Here is a 24,642-nt window from a genome sequence, read left to right as displayed (position 1 = left end):
CTCCGGTTCTGCTCGACGTGGCCATCTTCGTTTCACACACGATAGTATCAGTCGATACCATCTTGAGTGAAACGACTCCCTGGCATGAACCCGCCGCACGCGGCTCCCTGCCCCGCGCACCGCACATTGGAGAAAACCCATGGCCACACTGCTGCACATCGACTCGTCCGTGCTCCCCGGCGAGGCGTCCTCGTCCCGTTCGGTCACGGCCGCCTTCCGCAAGGCCTGGGAGGAGCAGCACCCGCAGGGCGCGGTGGTCTACCGCGACCTCGCCGCCGACCCGGTCCCGCACATCACCGCCGACGCCTGGTCCGCCGGTTACGCCGCCCCGTCCGAGCGCACCCCGGAGCAGTCCACCGCGTTCGCCGCGCGCGTGCAGCTCATCGAGGAGCTGGAGCAGGCGGACGCCGTCCTGATCGGTGCCCCCATGTACAACTTCTCGATCCCCTCGACCCTCAAGGCGTGGCTGGACAGCGTGCTCCTGCTCGGCCGCACCGCCGGCGAGACCCCCTCCGCCCAGGGCACCCCCGTCATCGTCGTCGCCAGCCGCGGCGGCTCCTACGCGCCGGGCACCCCGCGCGAGGGCTACGACTTCGTACAGAACTACCTGGAGGCCGTCCTCAAGGGAACCCTCGGCCTGGACCTCGACTTCATCGTCCCGGAACTCACCATGGCCCCCCGCAACCCGGCCATGTCCGAACTGATACCCCTCTACGAGGCGTCCCGCCGGAGCGCCTTCGAGGAGGCGACCACCAAGGCCAAGGAACTCGCGGAGCGCCTCGCGGCGTAACGCCCGGGCCATGGACGCCGCGTGACGCCTCGACCCAGGACGTCACACGGCGTCCATGTCGATAGCGCCCTTTCCACATTGGCGCTCTGTCCCTGATGGCCGGGCGGCTGAGGGCGGCCGGGGCGTTCGGCCTGCCGGCGGGCCGCACATCGAGACGACGGCGGGCGAGGGTGAAGAGCACGCCGTCGGCCAGGTATGCCGCGCGGACAGCTCGGTCCCCGTCGGCGACGAAGCCCAGACCGCCCCCCGTAGCCAGGGTCGGCACGCACCAGCGATGGCCGCAGTTCAGGGCTGGGTTCGCCGCGAAAGCCGCATGAGGCGAAGCGTGCCCACACGGCAGGCAACTGGTGCGCGGGTGCGCTTACGCGTCTCCATCTGCGGGATAGGCAAACCGGGTCAGCAGATCCGTCAGCTGCTCGGGCTCGCCGGATCGCAATTCGGCAACCAGACGCTCGGCCAGCGGCTCCGCCGCAACATGGGCTGCATCGAAAAGCTCGAGCCCCTGATGCGTGATCTCCACCGCCCGCACCCGCCGGTCCCCCGGAACGGTCTTGCGTACGGCCAGCCCCCGACGCTCCAGGTCGTCCACGACCCGCATGATTCCCGCCTTGTCCGACCCCGTCGCCGCCACCAAGTCCCGCTGCACCGTGGCCCCGCGGTCGACGAGCACGATCAGCACGGCAAAATGCCGCAACTCGATACCGAGCGGCCGAAGCGCCTCCTCCATCACCGCGGCCGCTCGCCAGTGCGCCCGGCGCAGCAACAGGCCGAGAGCGAAAGGCGAGGCATCCCCAGGGCGGTCGGTCACACGCAAGGGGGCGGTCCTGTGAGGAACGTCAGCGGCCATGAGGCCACATTACAGCCATCTATTCGTCCGATACGGTCTCATTTGAAACTAAGAGTGCTACGCCAGCTGTGGCCCTGTTACCTCACGCCTGTAGGACCTCGCCAAGACCACAGGGGCGCGGTGGAGGTGTGCTTCCAGATCGCCAAGGGCGAGTGAGGCCGACACCATTGCCAGGTGATGCGCTCAACCGAGCCTGGCACCGGCACATGACCCTCGCCATGGTGGCCTGACCTACCTGACCGCCGTCCGTGCCCAAGCAGCCGGAAAGAGGGCAGCGGGAGCGGGGAACACGACGGCATCCATCCCAGCGTTCCGGAGATCCGCCGGTTGAACGGGAACGTCATCGCCCCCTTCCCCAGCAACGAGCACCGCCTGCATTGATCACGCTTCCGACGTGACGGTGGCCGGCCTCATCGACCACCAGGACGCCGTGCCGCTGGTGTTCGGCTGGGTGTTGGTTTTTGCTTGGTGGGTGTTGGTTCTTGCGTGCGGTCAGGTTGTTGTCTTGTGGGTCGGTGAAGGCGTGTCTGCTGTGCGGAGGACTATGAGTGCGTTCTCCAGCGTGGCCACGATGGCGAAGGGGAACCGGTCGAGTTCAAGGCAGAGTGCGATGTCATCGGGGTGGACTCCTTGACGTACACCCTCTGCCAGCTCGGTGGCGGCGCGTGACTCGCGGGCGCGGCGGAGGAACTCGCCTGCATTCGTGCCGGCCTGGGCGGTTTTCCGGGCGATGTATTGGGCGCACGCGAGGTCTTCATCGGCCTGGCCGTTCTCGCCGGTGATCACGAACGTGACGTTGTCACTGTTGTTTGTCTGCAGGAGCCGGGCAGTTGCCTCCGCCACCACGAAGCTGGCACACAGCACCAGTGACGCCTCCTTGACCGCGAAGACGCCGACCGTCCCTGCCGTGGTTTTCTGCACAACGGTCCGTCCGGCAAGGTCGAGAGAGCGCATCAGGCCCGGTGAGTTGAGGGTGTCGAACCCGGGCGCGGGCGGACCGTCTTTGAGCGCCACCCAGTCCGGGTGGCGGGCTTTGAGGGCGAGGGCTTCGTCCAGCGACTCGGCAAGAACGATCTTTTCCGCTCCCTGGGCGAAGGCCCAGGCAGCCACTGTGAAGGCACGCATGACGTCGACTACGACTGCCACGGACGGGGTTTCGACCAGATCGGTGATGCCAAGGAAGCGGGCGTTCATTCGGTCATGATCGCGTATGCCGGACCCGAAGCCCCCGGGCAGTGATACGCATCACGTCACCGGCAGGCCGAAGCCAGAGCCTGTTTGTGGGAACTGCGCGAGTTGTGGCGGTTGGGGATTGGTGAGTGGGTGGTTCGGGCGGGGCTCGGTTCCCGTGCGGTGGTGAGCGGTTCGAGGATGGCGAGTCCGCGCTCACGTGTTCCGTGCCGGTGGTGGTGGCTGCTCATTTCCTATGGGTCGGGTCTCGATGAGCGTGACGCGGATATGGCACCGACCGGGCCGGGGGAGGGAGTTGTGGCTGGGGTTGGTGGGCCGGGTTTCGGATTATTCGGCTGTGTCGAGTTTTACGTCGAGGTTGTGTGCCGTGTTCCAGAATTCGGGGTCTGCTTTTTGGAGCCGGGTGGCGGCGTGTTCGAGGTGGCGGCGGGCGGCTGTGCGGGCTGCTTTGGCGTTGCCCTGCTCGATGGCGGTCAGGATGGCGTGGTGTTCCTCGCGGACGGCGTCGTAGAAGTCGTTTCGGCGGGCTTCGTTGGCGCGGGTGACGCGGATGCCGCTGCGGGAGACCTCGCCGAGGTAGCGGAGGGTGGAGACCATGACCGCGTTGCCGGTCGACTCCGCGATGGAGCGGTGGAAGGCCAGGTCCTGGTCGGCGCCGTCGCCGCCTGCCGCGACGGCCGTGTCGATCGCGGCCAGGGCTTGGCGCATCCGGGCGTGGTCGTCGGGGGTGGCGCGGGTGGCGGCGAGTTCGGCCGCCTCGCCCTCCATGGCGCGGCGGACCTCGACGATCTGCAGCACCTTGGCCTTGGTGTCGGTGGTGTGGGTGGTGTCGGCTTCGAGGTCGAGTGGTCGGGTGCGCGGGGGCAGGACGAAGACGCCCCGCCCCTGGCGCGCCTCGACCAGGCCGGCGTTGCTCAGCCGGGACACGGCCTCGCGGATCACGGTGCGGCTGACGCCGAGCTGCTTGACCAGTTCCACCTCGGTCGGCAGCTTGTCGCCCGTGGTCAGCCGTCCGGACTCGATCTCGTCCGCGAGCATCGCGGCGACGCGGTCCGCGAGCCGGACGGGCCCGTCCACCTTGGTAAACATGGTTGTCAGTCTATCGGTGTGGGCTTGGCCGCCCAGGCGGTGACCGCCTGCGCGTGGTCGGCGGTGTACTGGTGCAGCACGGCTGCGAAGTCCGCGTCGGGCTCAAGGCCGAGCCGGGCGGCGCGGGTGTTGTCGAAGACGGCCGGCCAGGAGCCGACGATGGCCTCGACGGCCGGGTCCGGGGCGATGTTCACCAGGTCGGCGACGCTGTCCCCGGCGACCTGACGCAGCGTGTCGAGGATGTCGGCGACTGTGACCGTGAGGGCCGGGAGGTTGACCGGGAGGCTGCCGGACAGCTGCCCGGGGCCCTCGCCGCGCTCGGCCTGGGCCACGCGCAGGATGCCCTCGACGGTGCGGCGCGGGGAGGCGAGGGCGACGTGCAGGTCCGGGCTGACCGGGCAGGTCGCCTCGAGGCCGGCGAGTGGCTCGCGGACGATGCCGGACAGGAATCCGGAGGCTGCCGCGTTCGGCTTGCCGGGGCGCACCGAGACTGTCATCAGGCGGGTGACGCGGCCGTCGAGGAAGCCGCGGCGGGTGTACTCGGCGATCAGCTGCTCGCAGATCCGCTTCTGGACGCCGTAGCTGGACTGTGGCGTGGGCAGCGTCGACTCGCTGACGACCTCCGGAAGCGGCAGCGCGGCGTCCGAGCCGTAGACGGCGACGCTACTGGCGAAGACCACCCGTACGGTCACACCGCCGGCGGCCGACTGGGCGCGCGCGGCCTCAAGGAGGGCGCGGGTCGTGTCCAGGTTGGCGCCCATGCCGAGGTCGAAGTCCGCCTCGCACTCGGCGGAGACCGCGGCCGCGAGGTGGATGACCACGTCCACGGGCTGCGCGAACAGGTCGCCGAGGCGCTCGGTCAGGTCGCCCTGGACCACGTCCACGAGCGGGTCGGCGGCCAGCGGCGATCCCTGCGGTACGAAGAGGTCGGCGAGCACGAGGCGGGTGATGGGGGCGCCGTCGAAGGTGCGCTGCTCCAGCAGGGCCTCGGCGACCTGACGGCCCAGGAAGCCGAAGCCACCCGTGATGACGATCCTCATGCTTTGTCTCCTTGGAACTTGTTCAGCCAGCCGAGACCTTCGCTCGTGCCGGCCTTGGGGAAGTACTCGCAGCCGATCCAGCCGTCGAAGCCCAGCTCGTCGACGACGGACATGAGATGACGCAGGTTCAGTTCCCCGGCATCGGGCTCGTGGCGGTCGGGCACGCCTGCGATCTGGAGGTGGCCGACGCGGCCGGTGGGCAGGTCGCGGCGGAGTGTGGCGGTGAGGTCGCCCTCGACGATCTGGCAGTGGTACAGGTCGAGTTGGACCTTCAGGTTGGGGGCGCCCACCTCCTTCACGACCGTGTGGGCGTCGGCCTGGCGGTGCAGGAAGTAGCCCGGCATGTCGCGGCCGTTGATCGGCTCGATCAGGATGTCGACGCCGACGGTCGCTGCCTGGTCGGCGGCGTACGCGAGGTTCGACAGGTATGTCGCGCGGTACGGCGCCGGGTCGGCGCCCGGCGGTACCAGGCCCGCCATCATGTGCACGCGCGGGCAGCCGAGCGCGGCGGCGTACTCCAGGGCTCGGTCGACGCCGTCGCGCACCTGCGCCTCGCGTCCGGGCAGCGCCGCGATCCCGCGCTCACCGGCGTCCCAGTTGCCGGGCGGTGCGTTGAACAGGACCTGCTGCAGGCCGTGCGCGTCGAGACGGCGCCGCAGTTCGGTCGCCTCGTATGCGTACGGGAAGAGGTACTCGACGGCCTCGAAGCCGTCGGCTGCGGCCGCGGCGAAGCGGTCGGGGAAGTCGTGTTCGGGATACAGGGTGGACAGGTTCGCGGCGAACCTCGGCATGGTGACTCCGTAAGGTGTGAGGCAGGCTCGGTCAGCGGTTGACGACGCTCTTCTTGGTGGCGAGGACGGCCGCGGCGCCGATGACCAGGCCCAGCGCCAGGACGTACATCGGGATCGCCGTCGAGTCGGTGGCGTCCTTGATCGAGCCGATCATGTACGGGCTGACGAAGCCGGCCAGGTTGCCCACCGAGTTGATGACGGCGAGTCCGGCGGCGGCCGCGGTGCCGCTGAGGAAGGCGGTCGGCAGCGACCAGAACAGCGGAGCGCAGGTCAGCACGCCCGCGGCGGCGATCGAGAGCGCGAGAAGGGACAGGGCGGTCGACCCGGTCCAGCTCGCGGCCAGCGAGAAGCCGACGGCGCCCATCAGGCTCGGGAAGACCAGGTGCCAGCGGCGTTCGCGCCGCTTGTCGGCGGAGCGGCCGAAGAGGTTCATCGCGACGAGCGCGGCCAGGTACGGCACGGCGCTCAGCGCGCCGATCGCGAAGCCGCCCGTGACGCCGGTGGACTCGACGAAGGTCGGCATCCAGAAGGTGAGCGCGTACTGGCCCATCACGAAGAAGAAGTAGATGAGGCACATCAGCCACACCTTGGGGTCGCGGAACGCGTCCCACGTCTTGCCGTGCTTGCTGTGGTGCTGGGTGTCCTGCGCGAGTGCGCGCTCGATCACGCTCTTGTCGTCGTCGCTCAGCCACTTCGCGTCGCGCACGCTGTTGTCCAGGTAGAACAGCGTCATCACCCCCACCGCGATGGCGGGCAGCGCCTCGATGAGGAACAGCCACTGCCAGCCGTTCCAGCCGCCGGTGCCCTCGAAGACGTCCATGATCCAGCCCGAGAGCGGGTTGCCGAAGATGCCCGCCACGGGGATGGCCGACATGAACAGCGCGATCACCCGGGCCCGCCGCGCGGAGGGGAACCAGTACGTGCAGTAGAGGATGACGCCCGGGTAGAACCCGGCCTCGGCGGCGCCGAGCAGGAACCGGAGCACGTAGAACGTCGCTTCGTTGTTGACGAAGACGAACAGTGCCGAGACCACGCCCCAGCTGATCATGATCCGGGCGATCCAGGTGCGGGCACCGACCTTTTGCAGCATCAGGTTCGAGGGGACTTCGAACAGGAAGTAGCCGATGAAGAACAGGCCGGCGCCGAGGCCGTACGCCGCCTCGCTGAAGCCGAGGTCCTGGGACATCTGCAGCTTGGCGAAGCCGACGTTGACCCGGTCCAGGTAGGAGACGACGTAACACAGGATCAGGAAGGGGACGATGCGCCGGATGACCTTGCGGAACACGGCGTTCTCGCGGGTCAGTTCGGGGCTTTCGGCCGTGGGGACGGTCGTAGGCATGAGGGGCACTTCCTTGTGCGTCTCAGGGGTTTTCGAGCGGATGGGGACGGGAGCGGGGTTTTACCAGGAGGCGCCGAAGACGGTCCTCAGTTCGGCGATGGCGTCGTCGGGGAGCGGCTCCGGCCTGCGGTCGGTCGTCAGCCAGAGGCGTGCGGTCTCCTCCAGCTCCTCCAGTACGGCCAGTGCGGACGCGGCGTCCGGGCCCCAGACGACGGGGCCGAGCCGGTCGAGGAGCACAGCCCGGATCGGAGTGCCGTTCACCGCACGGGAGTTGATGCGGTCCGTGACCAGGTCGGCGACGCGCGGGTCGCCGGGACGGTGGTACGGGACCAGCGGGACGTGGCCCACCTTCATCACGTAGTACGGGGTGAGGGGCGGGAGCACGTCGTCCTGCTGCCACACGCCGGCCAGCGTCAGCGCGACCAGGTGCGTGGAGTGGGTGTGGATGACGAACCTGGCGGTGGGGTCGGCCGCGTAGATGCGCCGGTGCAGCGTGAGCGTCTTGCTGGCGCGGTCGCCCGCGATCTGCTCGCCGGCAGCGTCGACCTGCGCGAGCCGGTCGGCGTCGAGGAAGCCGAGGGCCGCATCGGTCGGCGTGATCAGGTGGCCGTGGCCGTCGTCGAGCTTCGCGCTGATGTTGCCGGCGCTGGCGTGGACGTAGCCGCGGCCGAACAGGCTGGTGCCGACGCGGACGATCTCGGCGCGGGCGGCAGCCGCCTTGAGGTCCTGTGTCTTGAGGCCCTGAGTCACTTGGACTCCTCGTTCAGGAGGGTGAAGGCTGCGGTGAAGAAGTCCGGGCCGCCGAAGTTGCCCGACTTGAGCGTGATGTGGAGGGTGTCGCCGCCGGGCAGCGGCGCCGCGCACCACGGCACGCCCGGGTCGATCTGGCCACCGATGCGCAGGCCCGTGAGGCCGAGCGCCTGCACGACGGCGCCGGAGGTCTCGCCGCCCGCGACCACGAGCTGCCGTACGCCGCGCTGGATGAGTCCCTTGGCGACGCGGGCGAGCGTTTGCTCGACCAGCTCACCGGCCTCGGCGGCGCCGAGCTGCCCCTGCACCGAGCGGACCGCGTCCGGCGACTCGGTCGAGTAGACGAGCACGGGCCCGTCGGCGAGGTGCTTGTCGGCGAAGGCGAGCGCCTGGGCGGCGATGTCCTCGCCGGCGGCGATCCGCAGGGGGTCGACGCTGAACGCGGGGCGGCCGGTGCTGAGGAACTCCCGTACCTGGCCGTTCGTGGCGGCGGACACCGAACCGGCGACGACGGCCTGCCGGCCGCAGGCAGGCGGCAACTGGGCGGCGGCCGCGGACGGTTCGAAACCCCAGTTCGCGGGCAGCCCGATCGCCAGCCCCGAACCGGCGGTCACCAGCGCCAGCTCCTTGACCGCCGCACCGAGCCGTACGAGATCGTCATTGGACACGGCGTCGACGATCGCGGCGCCGACCCCCTCGGCCCGCAGCTGCGCGATCCGGGCCCGGACGGCACCTGCGTCTTGTGCCACCACCGTGTGGTCGATGAGGCCGACGGGCCGCGTCGTCTGCGCGTCGAGCACGGACACCAGGTTGGAGTCGGTCATCGGTGTGAGCGGGTGGTGGCGCATGCCGGACTCGCCGAGCAGGACGTCGCCGACGAACAGGTGCCCCTTGAAGACGGTGCGCCCGTTGTCGGGGAACGCGGGCGTCGCGACGGTGAAGTCGGTGCCGAGCGCGTCCATCAGGGCCTCGGTGACCGGGCCGATGTTGCCGGCCGGCGTCGAGTCGAAGGTGGAGCAGTACTTGAAGTAGATCTGCTCGGCGCCCGCGGCGCGCAGCCACTCAAGGGCGCGCAGGGACGCCTCGACGGCCTCGGCCGCAGGGACCGTACGCGACTTGAGGGCGATGACCACCGCGTCCGCGTCGGCCGCGGGATCAGTCGTGGGGTCCGTGCCCTCGGCCGGTACGTCGATCAGCTGGACCACGCGCATGCCCGCGCGCACCAGGTTGTTGGCCAGGTCGGTGGCGCCGGTGAAGTCGTCGGCGATGCACCCGAGGCGGACGCTCACGTCAGTCCTCCTTCTTGGGCTGGTGGGTCGGCTGGGGCTGGTTCACGGGCTGTGGCAGGTCGATGCCGGGGAAGATCTTGATGACCGCGCTGTCGTCCTCACCGCCGAGCCCGCAGGCCGACGCCTGCAGGAACATCTGGTGGGCGGTGGCGGACAGCGGCAGCGGGAACTTCTGCGGCCGGGCCGAATCCAGTACGAGCCCCAGGTCCTTGACGAAGATGTCGACGGCGGACAGCGGCGTGTAGTCGCCCGCCAGCACATGGGCCATACGGTTCTCGAACATCCATGAGTTGCCGGCGCTGTGCGTGATGACCTCGTAGAGGGCCTCGGCCGGAACGCCGGCCTTGATCCCCAGAGCCATCGCCTCGGCCGCAGCGGCGATGTGGACGCCCGCGAGCAGCTGATTCACGATCTTGACCTTCGAGCCAAGACCGGCGTGGTCGCCGAGACGGTACACGGTGGCGCTCATGGCCTCGAGTACCGGGTCGGCGACGGCGTACGCCGCGGCGCAGCCCGACGTCATCATCGTCAGCTCACCGGCGGCCGCGCGCACAGCGCCGCCGGAGATGGGCGCGTCCAGGTAGAGCACGCCCAGCTCGCCCAGACGGCCCTCCAGCCCGGCGGACCAGTCCGGGTCGACCGTCGAGCACATCACGTAGACGGAACCGGGGCGCAGCTGCTCGGCTGCCCCGCCGTCGCCGAAGAGGACCGACTCGACCTGCGCCGCGTTGACCACGACGCCGATCAGGACGTCCACCCCGGCCGCCAGCTCGGCGGGGGAGGCGAACGCCGTCCCGCCGCCGCGGGCGAAGTCGGCGGCCACTTCCGGCCGCAGGTCGTGGACTCCCACGTCGTATCCGGCGGTGCGCAGGCTGCGGGCCATGCCCAGGCCCATGGCCCCGAGCCCCACCACGCCCACACGCGGCCGCGCCGGCCGCTGCTGGTCGTTCATGTCCGCCCTCGTCATCGTTGACTCGTCGACTCGTACGTGTCGTTGTGCTGCTCCCGTTACAAGCAGCGATCGGGTCATATGATGACCTGCGGACGTCGCGGAGTACAGAGTGATGCCCGTCACGCTCCCAAGTGCCGCCCCTGCCGGTGCCGGCTCCGCCACCCAAGGCCGGCATCGCGGCGGCCGTCGCTTTCCTCGCTTCCCCCGACGGCGGCTGGGTCACGGCCCGTGCCCTCGACGCCGACGGCACCCACCCCGGGCCGAAGCAGCTCGGCTGACCGTGGCCCCGGGCACATCAGTGTCGGCGCGGTTGACGGTGAACATGGCCCGGGTGCGGGCGGCGGGGGAGTGGGTGCGGGAGTGGGCGAGTGCGAGGATGTCGACGGCCTCGCTGGGGAAGGCCCGCCATGTCGCCTGGTAGACGAGGTCGGCGAGGATGCCGGCGCCGGGGTCGCGGTGCCCGTGAGGTGGGCGGCGTGCACGGTGGTGTGCCGGCGTTCTGGGGCCCACCTGCAGGCCGCCGGTGGTGCGGTCGGGTGCAGGCGGAAGACCTCGGAGCAGTCCGGGGTCTTCCGTATCGTGCGCAAGGTGGTACGTGCTTCAGGCTGCCACCCGTACCGTCCCCTCCGACGCAACGTGGTCGGCCACCACCCGCCGCCGTCGTACCGGAATGCCCAGCGTCGGGTTGGCAACACCCCAGACCGCGCCCTTGCAGACCAACTCCTTGTAGCGGACCGCGAAGCGGCCGGCCAGGGTACGGTCCACGGAGCGGTCGTCGGCGGTGACGAACTGGATCAGCCCCTCCTTGCGGCCGAGCGAGATGCACTGGTTGAAGTAGCGCAGCGGGGCGCTCGCCGCCTTGCCGCCACTGAGTCGAGCCGCGATGGAGTCCGCGGCCCGCCATGCCATGGGGGCGCCCGAGGCGCAGGACATACGCAGTGGCTTGTCGCCGGCGCCCAGGGCGTGACCGGCGTCGCCGATCGCGTACACGTCCGGGTGCGAGAGCGAGCGCATCGTCGCGTCGACCACGATTCGGCCGGTGTCCGCGAGCTCGAGGCTGGTGGACTTCGCCGGCAGGTGGACCGCGAAGCCCGTGGTCCAGACGGTGACGGCGGCCGGAATGGTCCGGCCGTCCGCGGTCGTGACCCGGTCCGCCTCGACCGTGGTCACCGGCGCGTTCTCGTACACCGTGATGCCGAGCCCGTCGGTGACCTTGCGCAGGTGCGTGCGGCCCTTCGGGGAGAGCCAGTCGCCCAGTTCGCCGCGCGAGGCGAGCGCGACGTCGAGGTCTGGGCGGGCCTCGGCCACCTCCGTGGCGAACTCCAGTCCGGTCAGGCCGCCACCCACGACGACCACCGTCTCGCCCTCGGCGAGCTGGGCCAGGCGCTCGCGCAGCCGGAGCGCGCCGGGGCGGCCCGCGATCTGGTGGCCGTGCTCGGCGACGCCCGGGACGCCGCCTGCGTTCCATCCGCTGCCGAGGGCGTAGACGAGGGTGTCGTACGACAGTTGTTCCGAGCCGTCGGCGCTCTCCACGGCGACCGTCTTGCGGTCCACGTCGATCGACGTGACCTTCGCGAGCTTCAGCTCGACCCCCGTGCCCGCGAACATCTCGCGCAGCGGGCGCGACTTCAGCTCCTGGCCCACGGCCAGCTGGTGCATCCGGACCCGCTCGACGAAGTCGGGTTCGGCGTTGACGAGGGTGATGGCGACGTCCTCGCGGCGCAGCCGCTTGGCGAGCCGGCCGGCCGCGATCGCTCCGGAGTAGCCGGCGCCGAGGACGATGATGCGGTGCTGCATTTTCCTGCTCCTGTCTGCGCGGTTCCGGCGCCTTCTGGCCCGGTCACGCCCCTTGAACCGGGCAGCCCGCGGATTCCTGACAGGAGAGGAGTGTGACCTGAGTCACATAGCGGCTCAGAGGGCTTCGGCCAGGACCGGAGTACCGAAATCGCCCGCGGCCCAGCGCTCCGTCGCGCGCTCCAGCTTGTCCGGGTTGACCTGGCTGCGGACCGCGACGATGCCCTCCCGCGTCCGCTCCAGGCACATGATGCCGAAGACCCGCCCGTCGATCACCGCGACGATCGCGGGGCTGCCGTTGGCGGTGGTGGCGTAGAGGTCGGGCGAACCGCCGACCAGATCCCGCTTGGCCTGGGCCGGCTTGAACATCCCCCGCAGGAACTTCGCCACCGCGAGTGCGCCCTCGAAGGCGCTGGCCCGGGCCGGCACCTTCCCGCCACCGTCGCCGACCGCGATGGCGTCCGAGGTGAGCAGCCTGATCAGCGGCCCGGTCTCACCACTGGTCGCCGCAGCGAGGAACTCCTCGACGATACGGCGCGCGGCCGCCTCGTCGATCTCGATCAGCGCCCCGCCGGCAGCCCTGCCCAAAGCCGCCCCATCAGCAGCACCCCCGCCCGAAGCCGCCTGCGCCCTGCCCTGCGCCACATGCTTCTTCGCGCGATGGAAGATCTGCTGGCTGGCCGCCTCGCTGAGGTCGAGGATCGCGGCAATCTCCCGGTGGGAGTAGGCGAACGCCTCGCGCAGCACGTACACCGCACGCTCGTTGGGCGAGAGCCGCTCCAGAAGGACCAGCACGGCGTACGACACCGACTCGCGCTGCTCGGCCGTCTCCGCCGGGCCCAGCATCGGGTCCCCTTCGAGCAGCGGTTCGGGCAGCCACTGGCCGACGTATGTCTCGCGGCGCGCACGGGCCGAAGTGAGCTGGTTGAGGCAGAGGTTGGTGAGCACCTTGGTCAGCCAGGCCTCGGGCACCTCGATGCGCTCGGCATCGGCGGCCTGCCAGCGCAGATAGGTCTCCTGTACGGTGTCCTCCGCCTCGCTCGCCGAGCCGAGCATGCGGTAGGCGATGGCCTCGAGACGGGGCCTGGCCGCCTCGAACCGGTCCACGTCACTCAGGGTCAGGGCCATGCCAGGATCCTAACCGGCGGGATGCGCGGTTCCACGGCCGTCCTGGCCTTGACCGTCCTCGCCGTCCGAGGCCGCCGTCGAGGGCGCGACAAGACCAGCCAACTCCTTCGCCGCATCTCCATCCAGCTCGAACGGGTGCTGCAACGGATCCACTTCTGCCCAGGTCAGGGCATGCGCCCACAAGTCAGTCACCGCACCACTCTGCCGTGAGCAGCGGCTCGAACACCAACCTGATATCGAGCGGCAGCGCTACACACTGGGAAACGATCACCATCGCTTCTGGAATGCCTTTGCCAGGGGCTCGTCCCAGGCGGCGACGACGCGGGGATTTCGGCAAGGTGGTCGCCGTCCTCCGGGCTTGGGAGGCTAAGCCTTGACCTTGACCTTGACCTTGACCTTGACCTTGAGGTCAAGGTCAAGGGTGCAGCTGGACTCCCTGCGGGTGCTGGGCGGTCTGCGGGTGACCGGTGTGGAACGCCGGAGCAAGGGTTCGCGAGGATGCGTCGGCGTTCTTGCTCTCGTGCAGCCGGTGCGCGGCGTACGCGGCCAGAGCCAGGCCAGGCAGGCGAACGCCGCCGTGTGCAGGAGTGCGCGGACGGCAGCAGCGGCAGTCACCGGACGAGGGAATCCGCGAGGTCCGTGGCCGTTCGTTCGTCGAGCGGGGCGTGGCCCAGTAGGAAGCGGTACCAGAACACGCCGTAGACCTGATCGACCATGAGGTCGAGGTCACGGCCCTCCGGGAGCTCACCGCGTTCACGGCCCCGTTCGAGGACCTCCCGCAGCGCGGCGCGGCGCGCCCCTGTGAACTCCCGCATCAGGTCGGCCAGATGAGGGTCGCGGGCCGCCTCCCGCGCCAGCGTGCGCAGGGCGGGCGCGGTCGGCGGGGTGCTCGCCCCCTCGTGATCCGGTCGGCTTCCTCGGGGTGGACCTGGGGATCGTGAACATCGCGGTCACCTCTGACGGGGCCCGACACTGCGGTCGCCGCGTCTACCGCAAGCGGGAACAGGATCGCAAGCTGCGTTCCAAGCTGCAGAAGAAGAACACCAAGTCCGCCAAGCGGCGGGCGAAGAAGTACGCGGGCAAGGAAGCCCGGCGCGCCAAGGACATCAACCACAAGATTTCGAAGCGGATCGTGGCGGAGGCTGAACGCACCGGTCGCGGGATCGCCCTGGAAGACCTGAAGGGCATTCGCGAGCGGGCACGGCTGAGAAAGCCCCAACGCGTCAAGATCCACTCCTGGCCGTTCGCCCAGCTCGGATCGTTCATCGCCTACAAGGCGAAGCGGGCCGGGGTGCCGGTGGTCTACGTCGATCCGGCCTACACCAGCCAGGATGCTCGAAGTGTCATCACACCGCACGCGGCAACCGGCCCTCCCAGGCCTGTTTCTCGTGCCGGGTCTGCGGATTCGTTGATCACGCAGACCACAACGCGTCCCACAACATCGCCCACCGTGGGTGGTACGTGTGGGTCTGCGGGGGCCGGTCAACGGCCCCCGAACTCACCCTCATCGTGTGAGAACTGGACGCAGCCGAACCCATCACAGCCAGTGATGACTCGAGCAGCAAACCCGGTCGTTCACGACCGGGTAGTTGATTGCGAGCGGCACCAGGCCCGGCGCCCACGAGGCGCTCGCGCGCGGCGGCCGGCTCATGCACGTCTACGTCTTCGGCCATCTCCCGGTCCAGCTGGGACTCGCGGTCACGGGCGGCGCGGTGGGCGCGGCCGTCGCCGGGTCGGGGAGCCATATCGCCGCGCCCCTGGCAGGCTGCGTCCTGGGCGGCGTAGCCCTGTTCCTCATGGCGACGGCCATGGTCCGTGCCGCGTTCACCGGCCCTTGCGACCGCGTCGTACTCATCCGGCTGGTGACCGCGGGCGCGGCGCTGTGCCTGCTGCCCCTCGCCGGTCACGCCCCCGTGGCCGGTGTCCTCGCCGCGCTCGCGGCCCTGCTCGCCGCGTCGGTCGTGGCCGAGACCCCGGCCCACCGCCGCTGCCTCGGCCTCTAGGGCAGCGCCCCGGGTACGGCGGAGGCCCCCGGTGCGCACATGCGCACCGGGGGCCTCCTGGAAAAGCCACCGGGACGACCCGCTCAGACGGTCTCTGCGATCGTCCTGCCGGCACCATGTTCTCCGGCCGTGTACCGGGACCGTCACCGGTGCACGGCATGGAGGCCCGGCCTGCCCGCCGACACCCTGCCTGGGTTCGCAGCACATACATCACGTCGGCCAGCGCTGCCCGGTCGGGAACGCGCAACCGTCCCGGACGGCGTCGGCTTGCCGCTCGGGAGCAGGTGGCAACAGCGGAGCAACCCCGCGAGGGACGCGCTCCACGGCACTAGGCCGTGGGGCGCGCCGCCGCGGTCCTCAGGACGTCACGTCGGTGACCTTCCACCGTTGATTGGAACCGGAGTTGGGCTGCCAGGTCCCGACGGGCGCGCCCTCGTGCGTGGCCTGTCCGCCGACCTCGAGGAGGCGGCCCGTACCGGCGTTGACGAGCGTGTACGTGCCGTCGCCCGTCGTCGACATGATCCATTGCGCGGCCGCGTCCCGCTCGTCCGTGTCGGGTTCGACGATCGGCGCACCGTCGCGGATGGCGAGCCGCCTGCCGTCGGCGGCGCTGGTGAAGACGTGCCGCCTGCGGTTCGCCGGTCCTTCGCCGTTGATCTGCGCGAGCCGCCACCGTTGACCGGCCGTGCCCGTCCCCGACTCGATGACGAGTGTGCTGGCGCCGTCGGCGACGGTGAGGTCTTTGCCGCTCTGCACGCCGGTCAGCTCGTACGCGCGTCCCTTGCGAAGCGTCGCGGCGTCCTTCGTGACCCCGGACACGCCCTTGATCACGAACGTGGTCACCGACTGCGCGGGCACCGTGAAGGTGGCCGTACGGCCCGTCACCGCGATCGGCGTCTGCTCGGCCAGCTTGCCGTCCGTGCTGGTCACGACCGGGGTGACGGTCGCGCCCTGGCGTACGGTCGCGAACTTCGACAGGTCGAGCGTCACCGTGCGGGAGGACGTGGTGCTGTTGACGTGGACGACGGTGGCGCCGTTGCCGCCACGGGTGACGGCTGCGGTGCTGCTCGTGTCGTCGGTCTTGATGAGGTGGTCGCCGGGACGGATGTAGTGGGTGAAGTTCCGGGCGGTGTCGAACTTCGTGTTCGTGTGGACCGGGCAGGTCTCCAGGGTGTCGTCGGGGCCGGCGCTGAAGGAGACCTGGATCTCGCCCCAGTTGCCTCCCTTGGCGGATTCCCCGCCGGGCTTCATGTTGTCCCAGTCCTCGACGGGCTGCCAGAACACCCAGGCGCTGGGCTCCAGTTCGCGCAGGTCGTCGACGATGTGCTGGGCGAGCCCGAGTCCGGGCCGCATGTCGGTGAAGGACTGGCCGTCGCCCCAGTCGCCCTCGACCTCGCTCATCCACAGCGGCTTGCCGTCGGCCTTGGCGAGGTCGCGGACGGAGGTCCGGCCGCCGGTGCCGTACGTGTGGACGTTCATCTGGGCGACGTGGCTCTTCACGTCGGCCGGGTAGCTGGTCCAGTTCGTGGCGAAGGTCGTCGGGTTGGTCTCGTCCATCGCTGAGACGACCGCCGTCGTCCGCGCTTTCTTGAGCGCGGCGTCGAGCGCGGGCACGATCTTCTGCTGGAGGGCGGGGCCGATGTGACACCCCTCCTGACGGCCACTGGTCGGATTCCCGTCGGCGCCCAACTTCGTACCCCAGTAACTGGTGTTGGGCTCGTTGCACGGGTCGACGGTCTTCACCTTGATGCCGTGCGCCTTCTCCAGGCGCCGCGTCGCCCCGGCCAGATAGGTGGCGAAGTCGTCGACGGACGCCTCCTTCAACTGGTCTCTCGACGCGTCGAAGCCGCCGGAGACATAGCCGCTGACCGTCATGAAGTACGGCGGCGAGTTGGAGAACGTCTCCCAGTGGGTGATGTCCTTCTTGATCCGGTCCACCCACCAGCGCTGGGTGGCGTCGGCGTCCCCGTTCCAGTGCTCCCCGTTGTCGGGGTCCCACCAGTCGGTGTCGGTGCGGGTGGTGCCCTCGGGCGCCTTCCACCAGCCCTCGACGGCGCCGCCCGCCCTCAAGTAGTCCGGTACGTCGGGGGCGTTGCCGCCGCCTATGTTGTAGCGGGCGATGTTCAGGGCGAGGCCGTCACGGCCGAAGACGAGGTCGGCTATCCGCTCGCGGATCTCGTCCGGGTAGTGCCCGGTCGCGTTCGCGAACCAGACCAGGCTGGTGCCCCACCCCTCGAACCGCTCGTGCCGGTACGAGGGGTCGGGGGTGACCGTGACCGTCGCGCCGGCGGCCGCGGCGACGAGCGGTGCGGCTGAGAGCTGGGTTCCTGCGGCCGCGGCCGTGGCCGCGGCGATGCCGATGAACCGTCTGCGGGTCAAGCGCGCCAACGTGTGCTCCCAATGTCGTTGTGTGGGCGGGGTGTCGGTGGTGCGAGAGCGGGTGGATTCAGGAGGCGGACTGCCGCAGGACGGCGACCTGGCGGGGCGCCAGGACGAGGCCGTCGCCCTCGGTCCGCGGCGCGACGAGCACGTCACCGGTCAGACCCGGCAGCGCCACCTGCTCGTCGCTCCGGTTGACCAGGAACAGATAGCGGTACTCCGTGTCGCGCCGCACGACGTGCTCCACCAACCCCCGTGCGTCTTCCGGGAGTTCGCTGGCCACCTTGGCAGGCGCGAGCAGCTCGGGCAGCAGCACGGTCAGCCCGTCGACGCCGAGCCGGGTGGACACGTACGTGGCCGAGCCACGGCCCGTGCCGCGCCGGGTGACGGCAGGGCGCGACGCGTACGTGCCGGTGCGGTAGCCCGCCAGGACCTCGACGTCCGTGCCGGTGACGGAGATCCGGTCGGTCCACAGGCTGCCGGTGGTGCCGTTGTCCAGCTCGACGGTGTCGCCGTCGAGCAGTGGCCCGAACTCCTCGATGCGGATGCCGAGGACGTCGCGCAGCGCGCCCGGGTAGCCGCCGAGCCAGACGTGGTCGTTCTCGTCGACGATCGCGGAGAAGTACGTGGTGACGAGGTGGCCGCCGCCCTCGACGTACCGGGTGAGTTCCTTGGCGAGCGGTTGTGGCACCACGTGCAGGACGGGCGCGATGACGACGTCGTACGCGGACAGGTCGGTGCGGTGGGCGGGCACCACGTCGGCGCGGTGGCCGAGACGAAGCAGCGCCGAGTACCAGTCGAGGGCCTCGCGGTGGTAGTCGAGGCGGGAGGTGGGGTGGGAGTCCTGCTCGCCGGCCCACCAGGAGTCCCAGTCGAAGAGGATCGCCACACGGGCGGGTTCGCGCTCGCTGCCCGCGATGGGGGCGAGCGCGTCGAGGGTGCGGCCCAGCTCGACGACGGAGCGGAAGAGTTCACTGTCGGCTCCGGCGTGCGGGACCATCGCCGAGTGGTATTTCTCGGCTCCGGCTGCCGACTGGCGCCACTGGAAGAAGCAGACGGCGTCGGCGCCGTGTGCGACGTGCAGCAGCGAGTCGCGGGCCAGCTCTCCAGGCGTCTTGGGTGGGTTGACGGGCTGCCAGTTCACGGCGCTGGTGGAGTGCTCCATCAGGAACCAGGGGCGGTGTCCCGCGATGCCGCTGCTGAGGTTGGCGGAGAAGGAGAGTTCGTCGCGGTCCTGCGGTCCGGGGGTGACGTAGTGGTCGTTGGCTACGAAGTCCACCTCGTCCGCCCAGTCCGCGTAGTCCATGCCCTTGGTGCCCGGCATCACCATGAAGTTGGTGGTGACCGGCGTGTCCGGGGTGAGCTCGCGCAGGATCTCTCGCTCGGCGAGCAGGTGGTCCTTGAGCGAGTCCGACGAGAAGCGCTTGAAGTCGAGCTGCTGGGTCGGGTTCGGGTGCGAGGCGGCGAGCCGCGGCGGCAGTAGCTGCTCCCAGTCGCTGTAGCGCTGGGACCAGAAGGCCGTCCCCCAGGCGTTGTTGAGGGCGTCGAGCGTGGTGTAGCGGCGGCGCAGCCAGGTCCGGAAGGTGCGGGCGGCGTCGTCGGAGTAGTCGTAGACGTTGTGGCAGCCCAGCTCGTTGTTGACGTGCCAAGCGACCAGGGCCGGGTGGTCGGCGTAGCGGGACGCGAGGCGGCGGACGAGGTTCAGGGCGTGCTCGCGGAAGACGGGCGAGGTGGGCCGCCAGTGCTGCCGGGCGCCCGGCCACAGTGTCTCGCCGCTCGCGGTCACCGGCAGGATCTCCGGGTGCGCGGTGGTGAGCCACGGCGGCGGCGACGCGGTGGCGGTGGCCAGGTCGACGCCGATGCCGCCCGCGTGCAGCAGGTCCATGATCTCGTCGAGCCAGCCGAAGTCCCAGGTGTCGGCGGTGGGTTGGAGCCGCGCCCAGGAGAAGATGGCGAGGGAGACGACGTTCACCCCGGCCTCACGCATCAGCCGGATGTCGTCCGCCCACACCTCCCGTGACCACTGCTCGGGGTTGTAGTCGGCTCCGTAGCCGAGGCGCCGGGTGCCGTCCGAGCCCTTCGCGTACGGGAAACGGGAGGTGAGGGGGGCGGTCATGCGCGTCCTTTCGGGGAGCGGTCTTCCACAGGTACGGTCGCGGGAGGCGGCGGGCTACTTCTCGACGGTGAAGCCCTGCTCGGTGCCGTACTTGACGGACGCGTCCTGCCAGGACTTCAGCCCGGCGGTGAGCTTGGTCGAAGAGACGTACGCCTTGCCGACGGTGTCGTTGAAGATCGAGTTGGAGTACACCTGGTACGGCAGGTACTTCCAGTCGGTGGGCACACTCTTCGCGGACTCGGCGAAGACCTTGTTGGCCTTCTGGCCGCCGAAGTACGGGAACTCGGTGTTCTGGAACGACGAGGAGTTCAGGTCCTTCGTCGTCGCGGGGAACGCGCCGTTCTTGATACGGGTCTGCACGCCCGCACCGGAGTTGGTGTACTCGACGAACGCGTAGGCGAGTTCCTTGTTCTTGCCGAGCTCGGGCAGCGCGAGCGAGCTGCCGCCGTTCTCGGAGCTGGTGTTCGCGCCCTTCTCCCACTGCGGCATGGGGGCGACGCGCCAATCACCGGAGGCGCCCTTCACGCCGGAGGCGAAGTTGGCGGGCATCCAGGCGCCGGTGGGCAGCGTGGCGATGGTTCCGTCGCCGAGGCCCTTGTACCAGTCATCGGTCCAGCCGGTGACGGGCGCGATGAGCTTCTCGTCGATCAGCTTCTGCCAGGTGTCGGTGTACTTCTTCGCGCCCGCGTCGGTGAAGTCGATGCCGACCTTGGTGCCGTCGACCTTGTACGGGTGCGAACCGGCCTGCCACAGCAGGCTGGTGGTCAGGCCCGCGTCGCCGACGTCGCTGGTGATGTACGCCTTCGGGTCGGCCTTGTGCAGCTTGCGGGCGGCCTCGACGTACTCGTCCCAGGTCGTCGGGACGGCGATCTTGTACTTGTCGAAGACCTTCTTGTTGTAGAAGAGCGCCATCGGGCCGGAGTCCATGGGCAGGCCGTAGACGCCGGCGCCGGACTTCACCGAGTTCCACGGCCCGGGCGAGTACGAGTCCGCCAGGTTCTCGGCGCCGTACGCCTTGAGGTCGGTGATCTGCTTCGTCAGGGCGTACTGGCCGAGCGCGTAGTACTCGATCTGCGCGACGTCCGGGACGCCCTTCTTCGCCGAGATCGCGTTCGACAGAGCCTTGTACTGGTCGTTGTTGGTGCCCGCGTTGACCAGCTTGATGTCGACCTTCGGGTACTTCTTCTCGAAGTCGGCGGCGACCTGCTTCAGGGTGGGCTCCCACGCCCACACCGTGACGGTGCCGCCCTTCTTGAGGGCCGACTGGATGTCGGCCGAACTGACCTGCTTGTCACTCGAGGTGTCGTTGTCGGAGCCGCCGCAGGCGGTGGCCCCGAGGGCGAGGGCGCAGAGGAGACCTATGCCGCGCAGCAGGCGGCGGGAGTTCTTGGGCATGGGCATGCTTCCACTTCTTCGTGGTCCTACAGAGGGTGTACGGGGCGTGAACTGCGGTGCTGCGCCTACTCCTTGACACTTCCGGCGGAGAGACCGGACTGCCAGTACTTCTGGAGCAGCAGGAAGGCGGCGATCAGCGGCACGATGGTGAGCAGTGAGCCGGTGAGCACCAGGTGGGGTATGGCCTCGCCGCCGGCCGTCTGCGCCTGCTTGTTCCAGGAGTCCAGGCCGAGCGTGAGCGGATACCAGTCGGGGTCCTTCAGCATGATCAACGGCAGGAAGTAGTTGTTCCAGGTCGCGACCGTGGTGAAGAGCAGGACGGTGACGGTGCCGGGCGCGAGCAGCGGCAGGGCGACCTGGAAGAAGGTGCGCAGCTCGCTCGCGCCGTCGATGCGGGCGGCCTCCATCAGCTCGGTGGGGATCGCCTCGGTGGCGAACACCCACATCAGATACAGGCCGAACGGCGAGATCAGCGACGGGATGATGACGGCCCACGGGGTGTCGGTGAGCCCCATCTTGCTGAACATCAGGAACGTGGGGACGGCAAGGGCCGTGCCCGGCACCGCGACCGCCCCGATGACGACGGCGAACACGGCGCGCTTGCCGGGGAAGGCGAACTTGGCGAGCGCGTATCCGCCGAGGACCGCGAGGAAGGTGGCGCCGCCCGCGCCCACCACCACGTACAGGAGGGTGTTGAGGAGCCAGCGGCCGAAGACACCGTCCTGGTACGTGAAGGTCTCGCCGATGTTGTGCCAGAGGTCGAAGTTCCCGTCGAACCACAGGCCGAACGAACGGGCCAGGCCCTGCTGGGACTTGGTGGCACTGATCAGGAGCCACACGAGCGGCAGCAGACTGTAGACGAGGACGGCGCCGGTGAGCACGGTCAGCAGGACGCTGCGCCGGGGGCGCCTGGGTGTGCGGCGCCGCACGGTGCGCAGGCGCGGGGCGGCGGACTCGAGCGGTGCCGTCGGCCGCACGGAGCCGGTGGTGGTGGTCATCGCGCTCACGCTCCCTTGCGCATGCCGCGCAGCTGGACCACATAGGCGACGATCATCGTGATCATGCCCATGACGATGGCGACCGTCGCGGAGTAGTTCTGCTGCTGGCCCGCGAAGGACAGCGAGTACGTGTAGAAGTTCGGGGTGTAGTCGGTGGTGATCGCGTTCGGCGCGAGCTTCTGGAGGATGGCGGGCTCGTTGAAGAGCTGGAAGCTGCCGATGATCGAGAAGATCGTGGCGATGACGAGGGCGCCGCGGATCGCGGGGAGCTTGATGGCCGTGATGACGCGCCACTGTCCGGCGCCGTCGATCTCGGCCGCCTCGTACAGCGAGTGCGGTACGACGCGCAGCGCGGCGAAGAAGATCAGCATGTTGTAGCCGACGAACTCCCAGGTCACGATGTTGCCGATGGACGCGAGGACCAGGTCGGCGGACAGCGGGTCGGGCAGCTTCACGCCGAACGCGTCGTTGACGTCGCCGACCAAGCCGTAGCGGGTGCCGTACATGAAGCCCCACATGAGGGTCGCGACGACGGCGGGTACCGCGTAGGGCAGGAAGACGGTGATCCGGAAGAAGTCCTTGCCGTAGAGGCGGCCGCTGTCGATCGCGAGGGCGACGAGCAAGGCGATGCCGAGCATGATCGGCACCTGGATCAGCAGAAACAGTCCGACGCGGACGACCCCGTCCCAGAACTGGCCGTCCTGCAGGGCCTGTTGGTAGTTGTCCAGGCCCACGAAGGTGGTGCCGCCGATGAGCTGTGTGCGGAACAGGCTCAGATAGACCGAGTACGCAAGCGGCGCCAGGAAGACCAGGGCGAAGACGAGCACGAAGGGGCCGATGAACCCCCACCCCGTCCACGAGCGGCGCGCCCTGCGTACCGGTGGCCCGGCCGGTCGTGGCCTTGCGGCGGCCGGCGGTTGAAGCGTCGTCATCTCGCGTCCCTCGCTCGTACGTGCCTCGCGGATGGTGCTCGGATGTTTGCGTAAACATTCCGGCGCGCAAGCGACCGACTGGTGTTATGTTTGCGTAAACATTCGGTGGCGGCATGTCTACACTGCCCCGCAGAGGACGGTCAAGAGTCGCCCGTGAACGATCAACTCGACTGGTGAGGCCAACGGTGGGAGCAACGCACAGCGCCCCGGAGCGCGGCAGGACCGACGCCCGGCGCCGCACACAGAACGCGTCGATGGCCGACGTCGCCCGGGTTGCGGGTGTCTCGTCCCAGACCGTCTCCCGCGTCTCGAACGGCTTTCCCGGCGTCAACGAGGAGACGCGCGAGCGGGTCCTCGACGCGATGAAGGAGCTCGGCTACCGCCCCAACAGCGCGGCGCGGGCGCTGAAGCGGGGCGACTTCCGCACCATCGGCGTGATCACGTTCACGCTCTCCACGACGGGCAACATGCGCACGCTGGAGGCCATCGCGACCTCGGCCGCGCAGGAGGGCTACGCGGTCACGCTCCTCCCGGTCGCGGTGCCCACCCAGGACGAGGTGCGCGGCGCGTTCTCGCGCCTCGGCGAACTGGCGGTGGACGCGGTCATCGTCATCATGGAGGTCCATCTGCTCGACTCGGCGAGTCTCACGCTGCCGCCGCACGTGAAGGTCGTGGTCGCGGACTCGGACGCCGGTGACCGTTACGCGGTGGTGGACACGGATCAGGCGGGCGGCACCGGCGACGCGGTACGCCACCTCCTCGGCCTCGGCCACCGCACGGTCTGGCATCTGGCGGGCCCCTCCGAGTCATTCGCGGCGCAGCGCCGAACGGAAGCGTGGCGCAAGGCACTTGAGGCCGCGGGCCGCGCGGTCCCCCCGCTGGTGCGCGGCGACTGGTCGGCCGATTCGGGCTACCGCGCGGGCCTGCGCCTGGCTGAACAGGGCGACTGCACCGCGGTGTTCGCGGCGAACGACCAGATGGCGCTCGGCCTGCTGCGGGCTCTGGCAGATCGAGGCCGCAAGGTCCCCGAGGACGTCTCGGTCATCGGCTTCGACGACATCCCCGACGCTGGCTCGTTCCAGCCGCCGCTCACCACAGTCCACCAAGACTTCGCCGAGGTCGGCCGCCGCTGCGTGGAGAGCGCACTGCGTCAGGTCAGGCAGGGCGACGCGGAACGGGGCACCACGCTGGTGCCGACGCGGCTGATGGTGCGGGAGAGCACGGGGCGACCGCCGTCGCGAGAAGGCGGCCGGGGCTAGGCAGTTTCGTTTGGATCAGCTGGTCGTTGGTCCGGGTGTGCCGTTGACTGACGTGCAATGGACGCGGATTGAGCCGTTGCTCCCGGTCCGGTCCGGACGCCGAAGCGGGGTGGTCGCTGGCGGGATCACCGTGAGGTGATCGATGCGATCGCCTTCAGGTTCCAGACCCCGGAACGCAGTGAATTCATCTGCCCGAGAAATACGGCAACTGGCGGAGCGTCTACAACGAGATGGCGCCATCCGGGTGTGCTGCGGCTGTGTCGGGCCGCGATCGCCGGACTGATTGATCATGCTGAGCCCCGGACCAGCACCATGCCCAGCGAAGGGTGTTTAGCATGCCGAACGACTCAGTCTCACGCTTCCTGGCGGCACTGGCGCCTGAGGACAGAGAGACAGTCGTGGCCAGGCCCGGGGAGGAGCAGGAGCAGCTCGCCGCAGCCTGGGAACGGGAGTTGGAGGGGGACGACGAGCTTGATGTCCTCGACGAGCTGTCCCCGCCGGCAGCCGAGGCTGAGGCGGCTCGCCGCATCCTTCGACAGGAGTCAGACTGACCCTCTGAT

24 protein-coding genes and 1 pseudogene are annotated in these 24,642 nt (G+C 69.6%); 7 read left to right on the top strand and 18 right to left on the bottom strand.

Translation table 11 applies throughout. The features are described from left to right. Positions 1-139: 139 nt before the first annotated feature. Positions 140-790, top strand: coding sequence for an FMN-dependent NADH-azoreductase (locus OHA58_RS02180; RefSeq protein WP_405475755.1), 651 nt, complete (start codon positions 140-142; stop codon positions 788-790). A 361-nt stretch (positions 791-1,151) separates the two neighbouring features. On the opposite strand, the gene OHA58_RS02175 is transcribed toward OHA58_RS02180, so the two are convergent. The 9 genes from OHA58_RS02175 to ltnD form a co-directional block, all read right to left on the bottom strand. After that, a complete protein-coding gene (locus tag OHA58_RS02175; RefSeq protein ID WP_405475753.1) occupies positions 1,152-1,637 on the bottom strand; it encodes a MarR family winged helix-turn-helix transcriptional regulator in 486 nt (161 codons plus the stop codon). A 492-nt stretch (positions 1,638-2,129) separates the two neighbouring features. Beyond that, the gene (locus OHA58_RS02170) at positions 2,130-2,831 is read right to left on the bottom strand and encodes a 2-phosphosulfolactate phosphatase (RefSeq protein ID WP_405475751.1); all 702 of its coding nucleotides are present in this window, start codon (positions 2,829-2,831) and stop codon (positions 2,130-2,132) included. A 324-nt stretch (positions 2,832-3,155) separates the two neighbouring features. Beyond that, positions 3,156-3,917 (bottom strand): FadR/GntR family transcriptional regulator, encoded by a 762-nt coding sequence (locus OHA58_RS02165; protein ID WP_405475748.1) that lies wholly within the window; start codon positions 3,915-3,917, stop codon positions 3,156-3,158. 5 nt (positions 3,918-3,922) lie between these two features. Then, positions 3,923-4,957 carry a D-erythronate dehydrogenase gene (gene denD, locus OHA58_RS02160; RefSeq protein WP_405475746.1) on the bottom strand — a complete coding sequence of 345 codons (1,035 nt, stop codon included), beginning with the start codon at positions 4,955-4,957 and terminating at the stop codon, positions 3,923-3,925. Further along, complete coding sequence (gene otnI, locus OHA58_RS02155) at positions 4,954-5,748, bottom strand: 2-oxo-tetronate isomerase (protein WP_405475743.1); 795 nt, start codon at positions 5,746-5,748, stop codon at positions 4,954-4,956. Before otnI ends, denD begins: the two co-directional genes overlap by 4 nt. Before the next feature lie 31 nt (positions 5,749-5,779). Next, the gene (locus tag OHA58_RS02150) at positions 5,780-7,087 is read right to left on the bottom strand and encodes an MFS transporter (RefSeq protein WP_405475741.1); all 1,308 of its coding nucleotides are present in this window, start codon (positions 7,085-7,087) and stop codon (positions 5,780-5,782) included. 60 nt (positions 7,088-7,147) lie between these two features. Next, entirely contained in the window at positions 7,148-7,837 is a 690-nt protein-coding gene (locus OHA58_RS02145; RefSeq protein ID WP_405475739.1) for an aldolase, read from the bottom strand. Then, complete coding sequence (otnK, locus tag OHA58_RS02140; protein WP_405475736.1) at positions 7,834-9,126, bottom strand: 3-oxo-tetronate kinase; 1,293 nt, start codon at positions 9,124-9,126, stop codon at positions 7,834-7,836. Before otnK ends, OHA58_RS02145 begins: the two co-directional genes overlap by 4 nt. A gap of 1 nt (position 9,127) precedes the next feature. Next, positions 9,128-10,078: an L-threonate dehydrogenase gene (gene ltnD, locus OHA58_RS02135; RefSeq protein WP_405484706.1), complete on the bottom strand. Its 951-nt coding sequence runs from the start codon at positions 10,076-10,078 to the stop codon at positions 9,128-9,130. A 146-nt stretch (positions 10,079-10,224) separates the two neighbouring features. Between ltnD and OHA58_RS02130 the strand changes: the two genes are divergently transcribed. Beyond that, positions 10,225-10,356, top strand: coding sequence for a hypothetical protein (locus OHA58_RS02130; protein WP_405475733.1), 132 nt, complete (start codon positions 10,225-10,227; stop codon positions 10,354-10,356). 322 nt (positions 10,357-10,678) lie between these two features. Here OHA58_RS02130 and OHA58_RS02125 read toward each other — a convergent pair whose 3' ends face one another. Together OHA58_RS02125 and OHA58_RS02120 are read right to left on the bottom strand one after the other, a co-directional pair. Next, entirely contained in the window at positions 10,679-11,875 is a 1,197-nt protein-coding gene (locus OHA58_RS02125) for an NAD(P)/FAD-dependent oxidoreductase (RefSeq protein ID WP_405475730.1), read from the bottom strand. 114 nt (positions 11,876-11,989) lie between these two features. Further along, complete coding sequence (locus tag OHA58_RS02120) at positions 11,990-13,000, bottom strand: sigma-70 family RNA polymerase sigma factor (RefSeq protein ID WP_405475728.1); 1,011 nt, start codon at positions 12,998-13,000, stop codon at positions 11,990-11,992. A gap of 21 nt (positions 13,001-13,021) precedes the next feature. Here OHA58_RS02120 and OHA58_RS02115 point away from each other — a divergent pair, with 21 nt between their 5' ends. After that, on the top strand, positions 13,022-13,210 hold the full coding sequence (locus OHA58_RS02115; RefSeq protein WP_405475726.1) for a hypothetical protein: 189 nt from the start codon (positions 13,022-13,024) through the stop codon (positions 13,208-13,210). A 156-nt stretch (positions 13,211-13,366) separates the two neighbouring features. Here the strand turns inward: OHA58_RS02115 and OHA58_RS02110 are convergent, their stop codons facing one another. Both OHA58_RS02110 and OHA58_RS02105 read right to left on the bottom strand, forming a co-directional pair. Then, entirely contained in the window at positions 13,367-13,615 is a 249-nt protein-coding gene (locus OHA58_RS02110) for a hypothetical protein (RefSeq protein ID WP_405475724.1), read from the bottom strand. Beyond that, the gene (locus OHA58_RS02105; protein WP_405484704.1) at positions 13,612-13,857 is read right to left on the bottom strand and encodes a TetR-like C-terminal domain-containing protein; all 246 of its coding nucleotides are present in this window, start codon (positions 13,855-13,857) and stop codon (positions 13,612-13,614) included. The genes OHA58_RS02110 and OHA58_RS02105 overlap by 4 nt, the downstream gene beginning before the upstream one ends. 35 nt (positions 13,858-13,892) lie before the next feature. On the opposite strand from OHA58_RS02105, the pseudogene OHA58_RS02100 reads away from it, so the two are divergent. Both OHA58_RS02100 and OHA58_RS02095 read left to right on the top strand, forming a co-directional pair. Then, positions 13,893-14,515 (top strand): annotated as a pseudogene (locus OHA58_RS02100) (RNA-guided endonuclease InsQ/TnpB family protein); the annotation flags it as partial. A 74-nt stretch (positions 14,516-14,589) separates the two neighbouring features. Further along, positions 14,590-15,003 (top strand): low temperature requirement protein A, encoded by a 414-nt coding sequence (locus OHA58_RS02095; protein WP_405475721.1) that lies wholly within the window; start codon positions 14,590-14,592, stop codon positions 15,001-15,003. A 357-nt stretch (positions 15,004-15,360) separates the two neighbouring features. Here OHA58_RS02095 and OHA58_RS02090 read toward each other — a convergent pair whose 3' ends face one another. The 5 genes from OHA58_RS02090 to OHA58_RS02070 all read right to left on the bottom strand — a co-directional run bounded on the left by OHA58_RS02090 (position 15,361) and on the right by OHA58_RS02070 (position 22,823). After that, on the bottom strand, positions 15,361-17,391 hold the full coding sequence (locus OHA58_RS02090) for an RICIN domain-containing protein (RefSeq protein ID WP_405475718.1): 2,031 nt from the start codon (positions 17,389-17,391) through the stop codon (positions 15,361-15,363). Positions 17,392-17,449: 58 nt separating this feature from the next. Then, on the bottom strand, positions 17,450-19,498 hold the full coding sequence (locus OHA58_RS02085; RefSeq protein WP_405475715.1) for a beta-galactosidase: 2,049 nt from the start codon (positions 19,496-19,498) through the stop codon (positions 17,450-17,452). Between the two features lie 54 nt (positions 19,499-19,552). Beyond that, entirely contained in the window at positions 19,553-20,893 is a 1,341-nt protein-coding gene (locus tag OHA58_RS02080) for an ABC transporter substrate-binding protein (RefSeq protein WP_405484702.1), read from the bottom strand. Between the two features lie 65 nt (positions 20,894-20,958). Then, a complete protein-coding gene (locus OHA58_RS02075; RefSeq protein ID WP_405475712.1) occupies positions 20,959-21,891 on the bottom strand; it encodes a carbohydrate ABC transporter permease in 933 nt (310 codons plus the stop codon). Between the two features lie 5 nt (positions 21,892-21,896). Next, positions 21,897-22,823, bottom strand: a complete 927-nt coding sequence (locus tag OHA58_RS02070) for a carbohydrate ABC transporter permease (RefSeq protein WP_405475710.1) — start codon at positions 22,821-22,823, stop codon at positions 21,897-21,899. Positions 22,824-23,077: 254 nt separating this feature from the next. On the opposite strand from OHA58_RS02070, the gene OHA58_RS02065 reads away from it, so the two are divergent. Beyond that, positions 23,078-24,082: a LacI family DNA-binding transcriptional regulator gene (locus OHA58_RS02065; RefSeq protein ID WP_405484700.1), complete on the top strand. Its 1,005-nt coding sequence runs from the start codon at positions 23,078-23,080 to the stop codon at positions 24,080-24,082. Positions 24,083-24,417: 335 nt separating this feature from the next. Continuing rightward, a complete protein-coding gene (locus OHA58_RS02060) occupies positions 24,418-24,633 on the top strand; it encodes a hypothetical protein (RefSeq protein WP_405475707.1) in 216 nt (71 codons plus the stop codon). Positions 24,634-24,642: the final 9 nt, after the last annotated feature.

It is taken from the genome of Streptomyces sp. NBC_00009, from assembly GCF_045040855.1.
GTDB classification, from domain to species: Bacteria; Actinomycetota; Actinomycetes; order Streptomycetales; family Streptomycetaceae; genus Streptomyces; species Streptomyces aureus.
This window is presented reverse-complemented; position numbering and strand designations above follow the sequence as displayed.

Bases quoted from the DNA above. Each gene is read 5' to 3' on its own strand.
- OHA58_RS02165 (WP_405475748.1), bottom strand. From the start codon at position 3,917: ATGTTTACCAAGGTGGACGGGCCCGTCCGGCTCGCGGACCGCGTCGCC.
- OHA58_RS02075 (WP_405475712.1), bottom strand. From the start codon at position 21,891: ATGACCACCACCACCGGCTCCGTGCGGCCGACGGCACCGCTCGAGTCC.
- OHA58_RS02085 (WP_405475715.1), bottom strand. From the start codon at position 19,498: ATGACCGCCCCCCTCACCTCCCGTTTCCCGTACGCGAAGGGCTCGGAC.
- OHA58_RS02080 (WP_405484702.1), bottom strand. From the start codon at position 20,893: ATGCCCAAGAACTCCCGCCGCCTGCTGCGCGGCATAGGTCTCCTCTGC.
- otnI (WP_405475743.1), bottom strand. From the start codon at position 5,748: ATGCCGAGGTTCGCCGCGAACCTGTCCACCCTGTATCCCGAACACGAC.
- OHA58_RS02125 (WP_405475730.1), bottom strand. From the start codon at position 11,875: ATGCAGCACCGCATCATCGTCCTCGGCGCCGGCTACTCCGGAGCGATC.
- OHA58_RS02150 (WP_405475741.1), bottom strand. From the start codon at position 7,087: ATGCCTACGACCGTCCCCACGGCCGAAAGCCCCGAACTGACCCGCGAG.
- OHA58_RS02115 (WP_405475726.1), top strand. From the start codon at position 13,022: ATGCGCGGTTCCACGGCCGTCCTGGCCTTGACCGTCCTCGCCGTCCGA.
- OHA58_RS02060 (WP_405475707.1), top strand. From the start codon at position 24,418: ATGCCGAACGACTCAGTCTCACGCTTCCTGGCGGCACTGGCGCCTGAG.
- OHA58_RS02065 (WP_405484700.1), top strand. From the start codon at position 23,078: ATGGCCGACGTCGCCCGGGTTGCGGGTGTCTCGTCCCAGACCGTCTCC.
- ltnD (WP_405484706.1), bottom strand. From the start codon at position 10,078: ATGAACGACCAGCAGCGGCCGGCGCGGCCGCGTGTGGGCGTGGTGGGG.
- OHA58_RS02175 (WP_405475753.1), bottom strand. From the start codon at position 1,637: ATGGCCGCTGACGTTCCTCACAGGACCGCCCCCTTGCGTGTGACCGAC.
- denD (WP_405475746.1), bottom strand. From the start codon at position 4,957: ATGAGGATCGTCATCACGGGTGGCTTCGGCTTCCTGGGCCGTCAGGTC.
- OHA58_RS02180 (WP_405475755.1), top strand. From the start codon at position 140: ATGGCCACACTGCTGCACATCGACTCGTCCGTGCTCCCCGGCGAGGCG.
- OHA58_RS02170 (WP_405475751.1), bottom strand. From the start codon at position 2,831: ATGAACGCCCGCTTCCTTGGCATCACCGATCTGGTCGAAACCCCGTCC.
- OHA58_RS02120 (WP_405475728.1), bottom strand. From the start codon at position 13,000: ATGGCCCTGACCCTGAGTGACGTGGACCGGTTCGAGGCGGCCAGGCCC.
- OHA58_RS02070 (WP_405475710.1), bottom strand. From the start codon at position 22,823: ATGACGACGCTTCAACCGCCGGCCGCCGCAAGGCCACGACCGGCCGGG.